The organism is Sphingobacterium endophyticum (assembly GCF_009733535.1).
GTDB classification, from domain to species: domain Bacteria; phylum Bacteroidota; class Bacteroidia; order Sphingobacteriales; family Sphingobacteriaceae; genus Sphingobacterium; species Sphingobacterium endophyticum.
The window spans coordinates 1-15,682 of record NZ_SMMI01000018.1; the positions used below are offsets into that span (position 1 = coordinate 1).

Consider the following 15,682-nt stretch of genomic DNA (forward strand, 5'->3'; position numbering starts at 1 on the left):
GAATAGCCATGGAGCTCCGGGATATGATAACTGCTATTCTAATCATATTTGCAGGAGGCGACCCAGGTAAAGTTTTTAAAACATAAAAAATGGTCGGAATTTCTTCCGACCATGACTACTAGTAAAGCCGCTTTTTTTTATGATTTAAACATTGAACCTGAAGTGCATAATGTCCCCATCTTCAACAATATATGTTTTTCCTTCAACGGATAATTTTCCAGCATCTTTGACTGCTACTTCAGAACCGAATTGTACGAAGTCATTGTATTTAATTACTTCAGCACGTATAAAACCTTTTTCAAAATCGGTATGTATTACACCAGCAGCCTGAGGGGCAGTATATCCTTTTTCAATCGTCCATGCACGAACTTCTTGAACCCCAGCTGTGAAATAAGTTGCCAAATCTAATAAGGAATAGGCTGCACGAATTAATTTGTGAACACCTGATTCTTCAAGGCCAAGATCCTCTAGGAACATTTTACGTTCTTCGTAATCTTCCAATTGTGCAATTTCAGACTCGATCTGAGCAGAAATAACCAAAACCTCAGCATTTTCATCTTTTACAGCTTCTTTTACTTTATCTACGTAAGCATTTCCAGTGTTTACTGATGCTTCATCTACATTACATACATAAAGGACAGGCTTAACGGTTAAAAGAGTTAAATCATCAATAAATTCAAAATCATCTTCTGAAATTGGGGCTGTCCTTGCTGATTTACCTGATTCCAGATGGGTTTTAACGACAGAAAGGACTTCAAAAGTTTTCTTAGCATCTTTGTCTCCACCTGTTTTTGCCATTTTTTCAACTTTTTGAATACGTTTCACTACCGTATCTAAATCTTTAAGTTGTAATTCAGTGTCGATAATTTCCTTATCTCGGATTGGATCTACGGATCCGTCAACATGGATGACATTTCCATCATCAAAACATCTTAACACATGAATGATGGCGTTAGTAGTACGGATATTACCCAAAAATTGATTACCGAGACCTTCACCTTTAGAAGCACCTTTAACAAGACCGGCGATATCTACGATTTCGATGGTATTAGGAACGATTCTTTGAGGGTTTACTAGTTCAGCTAATTTATTTAAGCGTGCATCCGGAACTGTAATTACTCCCACATTGGGTTCGATTGTACAGAATGGAAAGTTTGCAGCTTGAGCTTTAGCGTTTGATAAACAGTTAAATAAGGTTGATTTTCCTACGTTTGGTAGGCCTACTATCCCACATTGTAATGCCATAATGCTATTTTGTTAAAATTGCGACAAAGATAACAAAATGAACATAGATTACCTCAGTAGAATAAGAGTATTTTTCATACGTTAATCATTTTTAAAAGTTTTATAATATGACATTTTTGTGAAGAATAAGTTATTGATTATGAGTGTTGTAGTTGGTTTTTTACATTTTTTAACATTTTTGAATTAATCCTTAAGAATGAAATGGGTGTCAGAACAATAAAATATACGGACAAATTGGTCCTAAATATATAAGGAGGTATTTATGAAAAAGTTATTTTACGTAGCATTATTTTTAGGAGGCTTATTTTTTGTTAAGCCAGCAGAAGCACAAGTAAATGTAAGTTTTAATATTGGGGTACAACCTTCATGGGGACCTGTAGGTTATGAATATGCGCGATATTATTACATGCCAGAATTTGATATGTATTATGATGTTTCCAACAGATATTATACTTATTATGACGGTCGGACTTGGATTTCAAATCGTTCAATACCAAGAAGATATAGGGGTAGGGATTTCCATAGAACTTATAAAGTTGTAATTAACGAATCAAGACCATGGAGAAATCACAATCGTTATTATGATCGCTACCATGGGTATTCAAGAAATTATTCTCAAGTAGCAATTAGAGATGGAGGACGTCATTATCATAAATCTGACAAACACTACCGTAAAATGGAAAAAGAGCATTACAAACGCCACAAGAAAATGGAAAAGCGTTGGAATAAAGGCAGACATCATTAAGAATAGCAATTATAATATAGGGATAAAATGGGATGGGACTTCAGTTGAAGTCCCTTTCTTTTATCGACAAATATTTTTAGTTTTGTAAAAATTTTTAAATGATCCATTTGGCTATGTTGAAGAAGACTTTTGTCGTTTGTATTGCCGTATTATCCAGCCTTATTTTCGTTATTTCGTGCAATTCTATTGTTGGTTCCACAAATTCTAGTGAGTTGGGTGATTCCACAGATGTTGTTGCGGGTAAGAACACGAAAATTCAAAAAGATACCGTTAAGTTGATGGATATTTTGGATTCTTTAAATAAAGGAAAAATTCAATTTCCACCTTTGGATTCTATTAATAAAGTGGATCCGAAACTGGCCAAAAAGATGCTAAGGGATTCGATTTATAGAGAATTAAATAAGAAGGATAAACATATTTATTTAACTTTTGATGATGGACCTTTAATTGGTAGTTCGGCAATTGATTCTATAATTACTTCCAAAAACATAAAAATTTCAACGTTTCTGGTTGGAAAACATGCTGGTATGAGTAAAAGATTAAAGCGTGATTTCGAACGTTATATGAACAATCCTTTAGTAGATTGTTATAATCATAGTTTTTCTCATGCTGCTAATAAATTTCATGTATTTTATAGCAATCCTGAATTAGCTGTTGCAGATTTTGAAAAATGCGAAGAGGAATTAGGATTAAAGCATAAAATTGTCAGGATGCCTGGAAGAAACATCTGGTTATACGACGATGTTAGACGTGTTGATTTAACTTCGGGTAGCCAAACGGCTGATTTACTTGGAGTAAATGGCTATCGAATCTACGGATGGGATGTGGAGTGGAAAATTAATGGGTTAACTGGAAAGCCTGTTCAAAGTGTAGAAGAATTGTATGGTCGTATCCGTAACATGTTAGGAAATAAATCTACTTTAAAACCAAATAATATTGTTTTATTGATGCATGATGATATGTTTCAAAATAAAAAAGGACAACAATTATTGAGCAATTTGATCGATAGTTTAAAGCAACACAAGGATTATAAGTTTGACTTTATAGCAAATTATCCTATAAAATATTAATGTTTTGGGCTTGGTTTAAACTTTTTGAATTCAATTTAGTTTAACTTTTATGACCATTTCCCAACTCTTTAAAAAAGTATTACCATTTACCAAACCGTATAAGAATTTAATATTCTATACATTGATTTTGACAGTTGTTGGTTCATTTGCTGCTCAAGTCAATGCATTTATTTTAAAGTACACGGTTGATACCATTAGTAATTTATTAGTGAATAAAACCCCGCTCCGCACGGGGTTATATCTTTTAGGAATTATTTCTGCCATTTTATTAGGGAAAGAGATAGTGTATTCTATCGTTCAATTTGGACAGAAGTATTATGGTGAAAAATTAAGAATTATGATCGCTAGGGATTTTTCCCAAGCAATTGTTGACAGGATCCTTACGTATAAAATGGCATTTTACACTTCTAGTGTCAATGAATCAGGTAAATTACAAACTAGAATAGATGCTGGTATCAGTTCTTTAACGCGGTTAGTTCAAAATTTCTTTATAGATATCCTTCCTTTGTTTGCAAATGCTATAGTCGCATTGGTTTGTATGTTTTTGGCAAATTTTTATGTGGGACTAGTAGGCTTGTTTATTATTCCGATTTATTTTTATGTTTCTCAATTGCAAGCAAAGCGATTGTCTGGTTTTCGGAGGAATATGAGGCAGTATAGGGAGAATAAAAGCAATCAGTTAATTAACCTAATAGATTCTATAACTGTAATCAAATCTTTTGTAAGGGAAGAAACGGAGGCTCAAAAACATAAGGAGATTCAGTTTGAGATGACTGAAAATCAAATGGCCACTCGAAAGACTTCCTTTATTTTTGAAAGTATTAAAGGTTTTATCGAGCAAATTGGAGTTGTAATTGTCATCATTCTTACTGCCTATTTTGTTTTGACTGAACAAATGTCAATTGGAGCCATAATGTTTCATATAATGCTTTTTAATAATGTTTCAGCACCAATCAGACAACTTCATAGAATATATGATGAAGTCAATGATGCATTGATTTATTCTGAAAGTTTTTTTGGGATTTTGGAGGACGAAGGACAGAAAGAACCATCCGGCAAATATAGGCCTGATCATATTAAGGGATTGATCGAAATAAAAAATGTAGATTTTTCATATCCGAATGGTTACCAAGCCTTGACTGATGTTAGTATGAAAATATGCCCAAATCAGAATACAGCTTTGGTCGGATTATCAGGAGCAGGAAAAAGTACAATAATTAATTTGCTGGATAAATTTTATGAACCGACTACAGGAACAATTTATTTAGATGGAGTTGATTTAAAGGAATATGATACTGAGTTTTTGCGTGAAAATATTGGGCTTGTCTTGCAAAAGAATCACATTTTTAAAGGAACAATTGCTGATAATATTCGATATGGGAAAACAGAAGCGAATATGGAGGAGGTAATAGAGGCTTCAAAGAAGGCTTCGATCCATGATCAGATATTAGATCTTCCACATGGCTATGATTCTGAAGCGCATTTACTTTCTGGAGGACAACAACAACGAATTGCAATTGCGAGAATGTTTTTGAAGAATCCACCAATCATATTTTTAGATGAACCTACAGCAAATTTAGATGCGATTGCAACTGAGCAGATTAAGAATAGTTTAGATGCGATTAAGGTTGGACGAACAGTTATTATTGTTTCACATAGTATTTCTCAGATAATTGATTCTGAACATATCATTGTTATGGAAAAGGGTAGAGTTGTGGAGGATGGAACGCATGATGAATTGTTTGACCTTCACGGAACGTATTATAAGATTTTCAGTGCAATGGCAAATAGCTTAAATATTCATAAGATTACAGAGTCTATGAAAGAAGATTAGTTTTTTAGGAATTTAGGCGTGTTTTTTGTTAATGAAAAATTAAGATTCTAATAATAGAGAATATTAATTTATGCTTTACCCCATACTACGGTCCTTTGTTAAACTAGGCTTAAACTGGTATGTTTCTGACTGGCGATTAAAAAATCTTCAACTAGCTGCTTCAAAAGATCCAGCAATCATAGTGTCTAACCATCCTAATTCATTCTTTGATGCATTGGTGATCACAATTCATCAACCAAGTGAGATTTGTTTCTTAACTAGGGGTGATATTTTTGCCAAACCATTAGCAAATTGGGCGTTAAAAACATTGTTTATGCTACCTATCTACAAAAAACATGATGTTGAAGATTCTGATATAAGCAATGCATTTACATATGATGAATGTGTGCATCAATTGAAAATGGGTAGAAAATTATTAATATTCCCAGAAGGAGTTTCTCGAAATCATTTAGAATTACGTCCATTCATGACAACTGGACTAAGTTCTATTGTACAAAGGGCTGTTCAAATGGATGTTCCCATTCAAATACAACCATATGTTATTTCTTACAATTCATTTGATTTTATCCCTAAGTCAGTTGCTCTGGAGGCATTGGCTCCTATAGATAGCACAGATTATTTGAATAATTCAGAAGTTATGACTACTGAATTAATAAACAAGGTCAGGGAAGAACTTGAGGGGAAAATGCAAAATGAATTTAATAGTGAAAATCCTGAGATTCTTAATCAAAGGTCATGGATGAAAATTCCTGCAATGTTAGGATTTTATTCTCATAATTGGTTTTATCAAATTGCCAAAAATCAAGTGAAGAAAAAAACGGATAATACCATCTTTTTTGATTCGCTTTTATTCGGCGTTCTATTATTTACCTATCCTTTGCTAGTATTTATTATAAGCTTAATTGTAGGGAATATATTTGGATTCTGGATTGGAATGTTATTTTTTGTGTTGTTGCCCTTTTTATCATATTGCTGGACACATTATCAGCCAATAAGAAAAGGAGAGGTCGTGCTTGAAGAAAGAGTTAATAAATTGAATCCTTAAAATGATTTTGTTTAGGAGATCTTTTAATTTTGTTTAATATTTTCTTTCCATATTTAAAGGCTAAGAATAATATAATCACAACTAATATTCCTGCCAATAATGGCAGGAAAATGGCGAACACACTCATTAAAGTTGAGCTGATGGTTTCTACTGTTGAGATGATGGGATTTGCGATTCCTGCGGTAGTTCCAGAAGATGCTGCTCGAGTTCCTGCAAGAACAGAGCTAATTGTAGCCGCGGTTCCTCCACCCGCTATTATCGCTAAAGACCATTGGATCCATGAACTTATTTCTGTGAATTGAGATGCAAAAAGCATAGAACCAGCAATAGTCGCCAAAGGAACTGTAATGCTATCCAGAACATTATCAACGAAAGGTATATAATATGCTATAATCTCGGTTATGGTGGCAATTCCAGTTGCTATTACGGCAGGAAGAGTACCAATCCAGGAGTAACTAGAATCTAATGGAATGATTTTTAGATATGTTCCAAGGCTAAGGAAGAAGATAGGAAGAAATACCCTAAATCCAGTTGCAGCCGCAAGTCCAATTCCAATAAACAAGGAGATTAACAAAGGTAGATACTCGGTCATTGCTTGGTTTTAAGTTAATTACAACAAATTTCCAGCCAAATCTACAGTAAAAAAGGGACTGATAATTAAATCAATCCCTTTCCAAAGATTATTGTTGAATTATTATGCTTCTAAGTTCATAATTTCTTCAGCTAAAGATTCCCAATTTTGTTGTAATGACTCCAATTTAGCTTTTTCAGAATTGTAATTTCTCGTGTGTTCTTGAAGCTTAGCAGCATTAGAATAGATATCTTCTTGTGCTAATTCAACTTCTAATTGATTAACAAACCTTTCCTGAGATTCAATATTTCCTTCTAGTAAGCTCAATTCTTTATTTTTCTTTTGAAGAATTCTCTTTAAATCTTCTGAAGGCGGAGCTTTTTCTTTTTTAGGTTCTTCTTTAACTTTTTTTACTTCCTTAACATCGGGTTTTATTACTCTTTTAGAATTCCATTCATCAAATTCTTTATAATTACCTGGATATTCTTTGATTTCTTTATTTTCAATGAACCAAATTTTATTGGCAACATTATCCAGGAAGTACCGGTCATGGGATACAACTATAAATGTACCTTCATATTGCTGAAGAGCTTGGATAAGGATATTAACGGAAGCCATGTCCAAATGGTTTGTTGGCTCATCTAATACCAAGAAGTTTGCGTCAGCTGTTAAAGCCTTAGCCAAGGCTACTCTAGATTTTTCTCCACCTGAAAGAACTTTTATTTTTTTAAAAACATCATCTCCAGTAAAAAGGAAGCTACCTAAAATTGATCGTATTTCTGTTTCAGTATGTTTTGGAGCAAATGTCACCAATTCTTGAAGAATTGAGTTCTCTAAGTGTAAAGCTTCGAGCTGATGTTGAGCAAAGAATGTTTGAGAAACATTATGTCCTTTCGAGCTAGATCCGTCAAAATCCTTGTCAGCATCGGCCACAATTCTTAATAAGGTTGATTTACCCTTACCATTAGCACCAATTAAAGCTATTTTGTCTCCCTTTTCAATGAGACCATTTGTTTTTTCAAGGATATGGACATTAGGATAAGATTTGGAAATATTTTCCATGGTCACCACATGTCTTCCTGATGGTTTCGAAAATTTGAAGCTGAAATTTACTTCAGGGTTATCGTCGTCAACTTCATCAACTTTTTCCATTCTATCTAAAGCTTTAATACGTGATTGCACCATTTTTGCCTTACTAGCTTTAGATCTAAAACGTTCAATTAAACGTTCTTCTTGCTTAATTTTTGCCTGTTGATTTTTAAACTGGTTATTTTGGATTTCGCCACGAAGTGATTTCTCTTCTAGATAGAATGTATAGTTTCCAGCATAAAGGGTTAATTTACCTTTTCTTGATTCAACTGTTTTATTAATAATTTTATCAAGAAAGTATCGGTCATGTGAAACAATAACGATTGCTCCTTCAAAGCTTTGTAAATAAGTTTCCAACCATTTGATAGAAGGTAGGTCTAAGTGGTTGGTAGGTTCGTCCAATAATAGTATATCAGGTGCTTGAAGTAGGATTCTAGCAAGCATTACCCGCATTCTCCAACCTCCAGAAAATGTTGCTAAAGGTCTTTGTTGTTCCTCCTCAGAAAATCCTAATCCGGCTAATATTTCATGTGCACGGAATTCGATACTATATCCATCTAATGCTTCAAATTCTGTCTGCTTATCGCTTAGTTTATTTAAGATTTCATCAGAATAATCTGTTTCTAATTTTTTTAGAAGCGTTTCAATTTCACTATGCAGCTGGTTTTGGCGTTCAAAGGCCTCCATTGCAACATGTAATATGCTTTTTTCGGAATGATATGATAATAAATCTTGGTTTAAATAACCTAGTTTTAGGTCTTTAGCCATAGAAATAGTTCCGCTTGTCGGGCTGTATTCTCCTACGATAAGTTTTAATAAAGTTGACTTACCAGTGCCATTTGCACCGATTAAACCCACTTTATCACCAGGTTTAATATGCCAGTTTGCCTCATCGTACAAGGCCCTTGATCCAATTTCGAAAGTTAAGTTGTTTATAGATATCATTTCGGGTGCAAAAGTAATGAATATTTCTCCATCTTTGGCTACCTTTGCAGTCATGTATAAGTTAGTTAAACCATTTTTCTTTTCCATGAACCCTGAGGAGGCACATCATACGGTGACTTCAGGATTGAAATTTTTTAATAAAATCTGGGGTTCAAAAGCATTATTAAAATCATTGTATAGTGTTGATGACCCTAGATTAGAAACAAAGGTTTTTGGCTTAACCTTTAAAAATCCTGTAGGGTTAGCAGCTGGATTTGATAAAAATGCTGAATATATTGAGGATATGGCAAGATTAGGTTTCGGGTTCATAGAAATTGGAACTGTAACACCAAAACCTCAACCTGGTAATGATAAACCTCGGATGTTCAGATTGATTGATGATCAGGCGCTCATTAATAGAATGGGATTCAATAATAAAGGAGCTGAAGTTGCTGCTGCAAAATTGAAATTCTTAAAAGAAAAAAATGGAGTCTTAATTGGTGGAAATATAGGTAAAAATAAGGTTACACCAAATGAAGAGGCTGTTAATGACTACATATATTGTTTTAAAGCACTTTTTGAATATGTTGATTATTTTGTTGTCAATGTGAGTTCTCCAAATACTCCGGGACTTCGAGATCTTCAAGAAAAGGGCCCATTGATGCACATATTAAATACATTGCAGCAATTAAATTTAGAAAAACCAAATCCCAAACCTATTCTTTTAAAGATTGCGCCAGATTTGACCTTCACACAATTAGATGATATCGTAGAAATCGTTTTGGAAACTAAGATTGCTGGAGTAATAGCAACAAACACGACCATCGCGAGGGAGGGTTTACAAAGTCATCGAATGTTGGTACAGGAACCAGGAGGCGTAAGTGGTAAGCCTCTAACGAGACGTTCAACTGAGGTTATAAAATATTTAGCTGATAAATCAGAAAAGGCATTTCCAATCATTGGAGTAGGGGGCATACATTCGGCAGAAGATGCTATTGAGAAATTAAATGCCGGAGCTAGTTTGGTTCAAATTTATACGGGATTCATTTACCAGGGACCTGGTTTGGTTGGAGAGATCTGCAAAGGAATTTTGAAGGAAAGAAGTAAATAATAAAATGGGTGGAATTAAATGATGCCTATTAACATATAAAAAGGGAAGTTAAATTTTAACTTCCCTTTTTCATTTTATTGAACGACCTTTTTATAGATATATTTATCTTTAAGTGGTCCATCAACTGGATTTCCTTCTTGATCTAAAGAAAATAATTGATTTTCACCAACTTTAAGTTTCATATTTACTTCTTTTCCAACTAAATGAACCACACTACCGTTATTATGCCACATAAATTTACCAGTATCTTCTACTTTAGTATCTCTTTCTTGGTAAACACCTTTATAACTAAAGGTTTCATCAGGATTCAATGTAATTGTTGTTTCAATACCTGGACAATCAGCGCAAGGAATGACTCCAGTATAATTACCTGCCCAATCAACCGAATTTTGTGAAGTATGCGTTGTATCGACTATTGTAGAATCGGAAATTCCCATTGAACTTGAGTCTGTAGATTCCAATTGTTTTTTTGCGTTCGAGGTACATGAAGCAAAAGATATTAATGCGGTGGCACTTGCCAATAACCAAAGGTTTTTCATACAAAAATTATTTTGAACAAATGTACCCAAAAACTAAGCCAATTGGAATTACATAAAAAATTTTTTACAATTAATTTTCTTATAAAATAAAAAATGCTAGAACTAAATTTTTAGCATCAGCATTTTTTTAATTATAAACCAATTTTAATATTGATTTATGAAATACTTTAATAAATCCGTCGTTGTAACTATTCCTACAAGATCTTCTCCTTCAACTATTGGTATGGAATGGAAGGATACTTTTGATAATGTTTCTGCGACATCTTTGATATTTGTTTCTGGACTAACCGTAACTGGCGATTTAGCCATTAATTGCGGAATTGTGTACATGTCATATACAACGGCTTCAATATCGTCCTCTTCAGTTACATCTGCATAACTTATTTTTAATAAATCTGAGTAACTGACAACCCCAACTAATTTCTGACCTTCTACGATGGGAAGGTGGCGAATGTTATGTTTAATAAATAATTTCTCAGCATCATAGAGGCTGTCCTTCGGTGTTAAGGTTATTAACTCCTTTGTCATTATTTGTGAAATTGGAACCCTTTGTTTCATGATATTTGTTATTAATGGTTTTCGATTTTCTATACTCAAATATCAAGATCATTAAGTTTCATTCACAGGATAAAAATTACTTATAGATATGATCTTTTGCCATATTATTTTGAAATAATTTTCGTATTTTAAGATTTAGATTTTAGAAATTATTATTTTTTCCAAGTAACTTGATGGTATGCGGCTTCCCAAAACCTATATTCTAAAATACTAGCTGTTTGAAATGCCTCAAACATTTGGTTTTTTATTTCTTCAGTTGTATTATCTGCCATCCAATCTGTATAATCCTGCGCTTTTTTTACACCTTCTGCAAATTCTTCACCACTATATGTATTTATCCAATTTGCATATGGATTATGATCTTTTGATTGATTTTCAATGATGTAGTCACCTACTTCCTTGTAGATCCAAAAGCAAGGAAGAATACCAGCAATAGATACTTCAATTGGTTCAAAAGCTATAGTGCTTTTTAAGAAATGAATATAGTGATGACAAACCGGTTCAATAATAATGTCTTGATTATCTTGAAGTCCAAAATCTTTAAAATATCCTTCATGTAAAGCACTTTCAACTATCAATGCATTTTTTCCAAAATCGAAAAAATCTAAAGCCATTTGGTTATTTTTTGCCTTGGACCCTAAAGCAGCGAGTACTCTTCCGTAATGTTCCAAGTATTTTGAATCCTGTAGCATATAGAATTGAAATTTTTCCAAAGGCAGCGTTCCATCTTTTAACTCACTTATAAAAGGCATGTTAATAATTTCTAGAAATAATTCATGTATGTTATTCCATGCCTGATCAGTCCATTTCATATTTAATTAATTTTTGAGGGTTAAAAAAATGATTTAAAGGTCCATGTCCTTTTCCAATCAAAATGTCCTTACTACCTAAAATAGCGCTATTCACATATTCAAGAGCTAACTCGGTGGATTGTTCTAAATTATAACCTCGAGCAAGAAATGCTGCTAGAGCTGATGATAAAGTACAACCAGAACCATGTGTATTGATAGTATCAATCCGTTTTGATTCAAAATATTGGGCAGTCTTTTCTTGTTGAATAAGGATGCTTGTAAGAATATCCGAATTTAGGTGTCCACCCTTTAATAATGCAGCTTTACAACCTAAGGATAAAATCTTATCAGTAACTTCTTCCATTGATTTTAAACTTGATACCTTTTCATTTACTAAGACAGACACTTCATCTAAATTGGGAGTAATCACCGTTGAAATAGGAAATAGTAATTCCTTTATGAATTGAATGGTATCATCATTGATTAGTTTATGACCACTAGTTGAAACCATAACAGGATCGAAGACAATAGGTCCTTTATAATCCTTTAAAAACTCAGCTATTATTTCCACTAACTTTGAACTGTGAACCATTCCAATTTTGATGCTATCAGGATAAATGTCCTCGAAAATGCAGGCCATCTGTTCGCGAATTGCATCATCAGGGATTTCAAATATATTTTTGACACCTTGGGTATTTTGTATTGGTAATGCAGTTAAGACATTCATTGCATAGCAACCTAAAGAGGATATAGTCTTGCTGTCTGCCTGTATTCCAGCACCTCCACTTCCATCGAAACCAGCAATGCTGAGTACAGTAGGCACTGCATATTTTTTATTTAAATTCATTTCAATAATTCTTTTAATATTTGTGCTTCCTTCCTTGGATCGGTACTGCCACAAATGGCAGAAACAACAGCTATACTGTTAGCTCCCGCATTGAAAGATTCTTTTGCATTTGTTCTATTCATACCTCCAATTGCAATCAATGGTTTTTGTGTTTTCTCCTTCAAATTTTCGATGCCTTGAATTCCCCAAGGAGTGACTGTATTCGTTTTTGTGGGAGTTTTAAATATTGGACTAACCCCTAAATGATGCGTGGCCACAATTTGCTCGTTGTTTAGCTGATTAAGATATTCTAAGGACCATCCAATATGCATTTTATGTCCATATTGAGAAGCTATCTCAATTGGCTGTACATCAGATAATCCGACATGTACACCCCAACAGTCAATTTCGTTTGAAATACTTGCAGAATCATTGATTATTAATGGAATTTGGTATTTATCAGTTAACTTTTTGAGCGCTATTGATTTTGCAAGATAATCTTGATATGAGATGTCCTTTTCTCTTAATTGGATAATATCGACACCTCCTAAAATGGCTTCTTCTGCCACTTTTAACCAGTTTAATTCCTTACAGTCATTCTTAGAAATCACGAGATAAAGTGGATATGGGAATTCAGGATGGATTGGCATATCTTTTTAGTTTCAGGTTTTCCGAAATCTGTTCTTTGCTTAGGTTATATAAGGAGTCATATAAATGAAGTTGCAAGGAACCTGGACCTTTTGATAAGTTGGAAGCTAATTCTCCTGCTAGGCTAGTAATTCCAATTCCAGCAACAGCTTCTTGATAAGGATCATTATTTAATCCTAGGAAAGCACCAGTAATTGCTGTAGCTGTACAACCTAGACCAGTTACTTTAGTCATCATAATATGACCATTTGCAATTTCTGAAATCTCATCATTTGAAATAATAAAGTCCAATTCCCCAGAGATACAGACAATGGATCCATAAGTCTTATTAATATGAATCCCCGCGTCTAAAGCGGTAGAGCTTGATTCCGTACTATCCACACCTTTGCCTCCAGTAGAATTGAAATTTTGTAAGGCGATTATTTCTGATGCATTGCCACGAATTACAGTAGGTCTTAATTCAAGGAGTTGTTTTAAGGTTTCATTACGCAACGAAGAAATACCTGCACCAACCGGATCAAGTATCCAGGGATTACCAATTTTATTAGCCAATTTTGCAGCATGTAACATACTATCAGCCCAAACTTGGCTCAAAGTTCCAATGTTAATGACTAAGGCGTTGCAGAATCCAAGAACTTCATCAATTTCTTCTTGGGCATGAACCATAATAGGAGAGGCTCCTAATGCTAATAATGCATTGGCTGTATTATTCATCACAACGAAATTGGTGATATTTTGAACGAGGGGCGTTTTTTCTCGAACTTGGGTTAGCAATCTATAAATGTTGTTTTCCATTAATTAAATTTTATAATCATTAATGGTTAAAAGGGAGGGAAGGGCATTGTTTTGCCAAGCGTTATATTGCTTTTCCCTACGCCGGTTTTAACCGTATCAGGTTCAAAGGGACTCTCTCAATTCTTTTCAGAATACCCCTAAAGCCAAATCAAATATAGTCCAAACAATCTGTAAAGTCAAATTGTAGGAGGTATGCTCAATTTATGAATTTAATAATAATTTTATTCGAAGGATAGTATCTCTATCTTTTTGTTTTTCACTTTCACTCAAAATCTCCCATGGGATTAAGGAGGGGTGAAGCTTTAAATTATCGTCTCTTACTTGACCAAAATCCCAACCATTAATATAGCGGTGAGCCATCCATCTATTATGTTCAATGATTGCTAATCTTTCAACTTGTTCAGTTGTAAAAGTAATTTGATTTGGATCTTTTATTGGCCAGTCCTTGCCCGTTAATAAGAATTTATAAAGAATATGGTCAGCTTGGGCACGGTTTGCGTCTTTTGCATCTTCTCGTAAAGTTTCCCAATCTGAGGTATAAATGGAACTTTCGGAGCTTGCTCCAGATAATAATTTCCTATAATCATCATGTATTGCCTGTGCCAGTTGGTCTTGTTTTTTGCCTGTAATGAATTCAGCATTACAGATATCTTCCATTTGGCCAAAGAATTTAATCCTATCTGAAACCTCAGAGGAGCGTATTAATTTCCTTAAACCAATACCTTCAGCATTTAGTACATAAATCGGAAAATTATGCAGTTGTGTTCTATTTAATAATTCTAATGCTGCGTTTAGATTTTCATGATCTTGATCAAAAGCTATTATTAATAAGGTTTCATTACCTTTTGAATGTAATTCTTCTTCTTCAATAATTTCATTAAAGGTGCCTTGAAAGGAATGAAAACTAATCGGGAAAATATGCTGAGATTTGGGATACTGTTCATTAAAATAATTGCTGTCTTTCTCTTTATTCTCCGAATAGATAGATATTTGAAGTTTATTTTCTGTTGAAACATGAAATATTCTCATGGACTGTACAAGCATTGCCTTCGCAAATTCACCGTATCCAAGGAAAACAATTTTTTTGATATTACTGAGGTTACTTCCCTGTTTTTTTAGGTCCAAAGGAATTTGGGAAAAGAACTGACGAGCCAACATTTTATGAATATTAAAAAAATGTAATTTAATATTGTTGTTCTGAAAATGTATTCCCGTATTTTTCACCAAATCTATAAGCCTCGGATTGCTAATATGCAAGTAACAATTCAAATGGTTTTGACATTTTGAATCATCATAAATATCTTGTACAGCTTCAATAATTTCTATGACAGTTTGTTCGTTTTCTAAGAATACAATGAAAGTTGATGCTCTTTTAATCCCTGCCTCCAAGAGAGTGCTTTCTTCCTCTGCATTACCAATTATGACGATATGCCCCATCTTTTGTACCGAAATGATGTCTGCATGATCTGTTTCTTTTTCTAAGGCTACTCCCTTTTGATTATAATCCGTTTTGAGGCTTTTAAATAGATGACGACCCTTTTTCGAAATTCCGACCGATATTACATGATCTTTTTTAAAGGATGCTTTTAATAATTTGAATTGTTCTGAAAAGATTTTTTGAATGATTTTATAAGCTCCGAAAATAAGGATTCCTATAGTACAGATTTTAGCTACTATCAATTCCCAAGGAACGTTATTAGCTTCTAATCCCGATCCCGACGGATCACTTCCAAATGCAATTTTTATTATTCTATAGATTCGATCTGGTAAATATCGTAAAGAGTTACTTTCAGGATAAAATTTAGATAATCCAATCCATGAAATGATAATTAAAAATACTACAAATACTATTCCTAACAGACCTTTTTGTCTTCTTGTTATCTTCATATTG

At 33.6% G+C, this 15,682-nt stretch carries 15 protein-coding genes and 1 riboswitch; of the genes, 5 read left to right on the top strand and 10 right to left on the bottom strand.

Going from position 1 to position 15,682, the window contains the following annotated elements; all coding sequences use genetic code 11:
* Positions 1–144 precede the first annotated feature (144 nt).
* The gene (gene ychF, locus E0Y80_RS17420) at positions 145–1,245 is read right to left on the bottom strand and encodes a redox-regulated ATPase YchF (protein WP_156308958.1); all 1,101 of its coding nucleotides are present in this window, start codon (positions 1,243–1,245) and stop codon (positions 145–147) included.
* Positions 1,246–1,507: 262 nt separating this feature from the next.
* On the opposite strand from ychF, the gene E0Y80_RS17425 reads away from it, so the two are divergent.
* The 4 genes from E0Y80_RS17425 to E0Y80_RS17440 all read left to right on the top strand — a co-directional run bounded on the left by E0Y80_RS17425 (position 1,508) and on the right by E0Y80_RS17440 (position 5,939).
* A complete protein-coding gene (locus tag E0Y80_RS17425) occupies positions 1,508–1,990 on the top strand; it encodes a hypothetical protein (protein ID WP_156308959.1) in 483 nt (160 codons plus the stop codon).
* A 113-nt stretch (positions 1,991–2,103) separates the two neighbouring features.
* The gene (locus tag E0Y80_RS17430; RefSeq protein ID WP_231596087.1) at positions 2,104–3,060 is read left to right on the top strand and encodes a polysaccharide deacetylase family protein; all 957 of its coding nucleotides are present in this window, start codon (positions 2,104–2,106) and stop codon (positions 3,058–3,060) included.
* A gap of 49 nt (positions 3,061–3,109) precedes the next feature.
* Complete coding sequence (locus tag E0Y80_RS17435) at positions 3,110–4,894, top strand: ABC transporter ATP-binding protein (RefSeq protein WP_156308960.1); 1,785 nt, start codon at positions 3,110–3,112, stop codon at positions 4,892–4,894.
* A gap of 70 nt (positions 4,895–4,964) precedes the next feature.
* A complete protein-coding gene (locus E0Y80_RS17440) occupies positions 4,965–5,939 on the top strand; it encodes a 1-acyl-sn-glycerol-3-phosphate acyltransferase (protein WP_156308961.1) in 975 nt (324 codons plus the stop codon).
* On the opposite strand, the gene E0Y80_RS17445 is transcribed toward E0Y80_RS17440, so the two are convergent.
* Together E0Y80_RS17445 and E0Y80_RS17450 are read right to left on the bottom strand one after the other, a co-directional pair.
* Positions 5,920–6,531 (bottom strand): DUF4126 domain-containing protein, encoded by a 612-nt coding sequence (locus E0Y80_RS17445; protein WP_156308962.1) that lies wholly within the window; start codon positions 6,529–6,531, stop codon positions 5,920–5,922. The two genes, E0Y80_RS17440 and E0Y80_RS17445, sit on opposite strands and share 20 nt — an antisense overlap.
* A gap of 102 nt (positions 6,532–6,633) precedes the next feature.
* Positions 6,634–8,544, bottom strand: a complete 1,911-nt coding sequence (locus E0Y80_RS17450; RefSeq protein ID WP_156309027.1) for an ABC-F family ATP-binding cassette domain-containing protein — start codon at positions 8,542–8,544, stop codon at positions 6,634–6,636.
* A 52-nt stretch (positions 8,545–8,596) separates the two neighbouring features.
* On the opposite strand from E0Y80_RS17450, the gene E0Y80_RS17455 reads away from it, so the two are divergent.
* On the top strand, positions 8,597–9,634 hold the full coding sequence (locus E0Y80_RS17455) for a quinone-dependent dihydroorotate dehydrogenase (RefSeq protein WP_156308963.1): 1,038 nt from the start codon (positions 8,597–8,599) through the stop codon (positions 9,632–9,634).
* A gap of 74 nt (positions 9,635–9,708) precedes the next feature.
* Here E0Y80_RS17455 and E0Y80_RS17460 read toward each other — a convergent pair whose 3' ends face one another.
* The 7 genes from E0Y80_RS17460 to E0Y80_RS17490 all read right to left on the bottom strand — a co-directional run bounded on the left by E0Y80_RS17460 (position 9,709) and on the right by E0Y80_RS17490 (position 15,678).
* Positions 9,709–10,173: a copper resistance protein NlpE gene (locus E0Y80_RS17460; protein WP_156308964.1), complete on the bottom strand. Its 465-nt coding sequence runs from the start codon at positions 10,171–10,173 to the stop codon at positions 9,709–9,711.
* Positions 10,174–10,317: 144 nt separating this feature from the next.
* Positions 10,318–10,731, bottom strand: a complete 414-nt coding sequence (locus E0Y80_RS17465) for a CBS domain-containing protein (protein ID WP_156308965.1) — start codon at positions 10,729–10,731, stop codon at positions 10,318–10,320.
* A 152-nt stretch (positions 10,732–10,883) separates the two neighbouring features.
* A complete protein-coding gene (gene tenA, locus E0Y80_RS17470; RefSeq protein ID WP_156308966.1) occupies positions 10,884–11,543 on the bottom strand; it encodes a thiaminase II in 660 nt (219 codons plus the stop codon).
* On the bottom strand, positions 11,530–12,369 hold the full coding sequence (gene thiD, locus E0Y80_RS17475; protein WP_156308967.1) for a bifunctional hydroxymethylpyrimidine kinase/phosphomethylpyrimidine kinase: 840 nt from the start codon (positions 12,367–12,369) through the stop codon (positions 11,530–11,532). The genes tenA and thiD overlap by 14 nt, the downstream gene beginning before the upstream one ends.
* A complete protein-coding gene (gene thiE, locus E0Y80_RS17480; protein WP_156308968.1) occupies positions 12,366–12,998 on the bottom strand; it encodes a thiamine phosphate synthase in 633 nt (210 codons plus the stop codon). The genes thiD and thiE overlap by 4 nt, the downstream gene beginning before the upstream one ends.
* Positions 12,982–13,791, bottom strand: coding sequence for a hydroxyethylthiazole kinase (gene thiM, locus E0Y80_RS17485; RefSeq protein WP_156308969.1), 810 nt, complete (start codon positions 13,789–13,791; stop codon positions 12,982–12,984). Before thiM ends, thiE begins: the two co-directional genes overlap by 17 nt.
* Before the next feature lie 56 nt (positions 13,792–13,847).
* A riboswitch (TPP riboswitch) is annotated at positions 13,848–13,940 on the bottom strand.
* A gap of 52 nt (positions 13,941–13,992) precedes the next feature.
* The gene (locus E0Y80_RS17490; RefSeq protein WP_156308970.1) at positions 13,993–15,678 is read right to left on the bottom strand and encodes a RyR domain-containing protein; all 1,686 of its coding nucleotides are present in this window, start codon (positions 15,676–15,678) and stop codon (positions 13,993–13,995) included.
* Positions 15,679–15,682 lie beyond the last annotated feature (4 nt).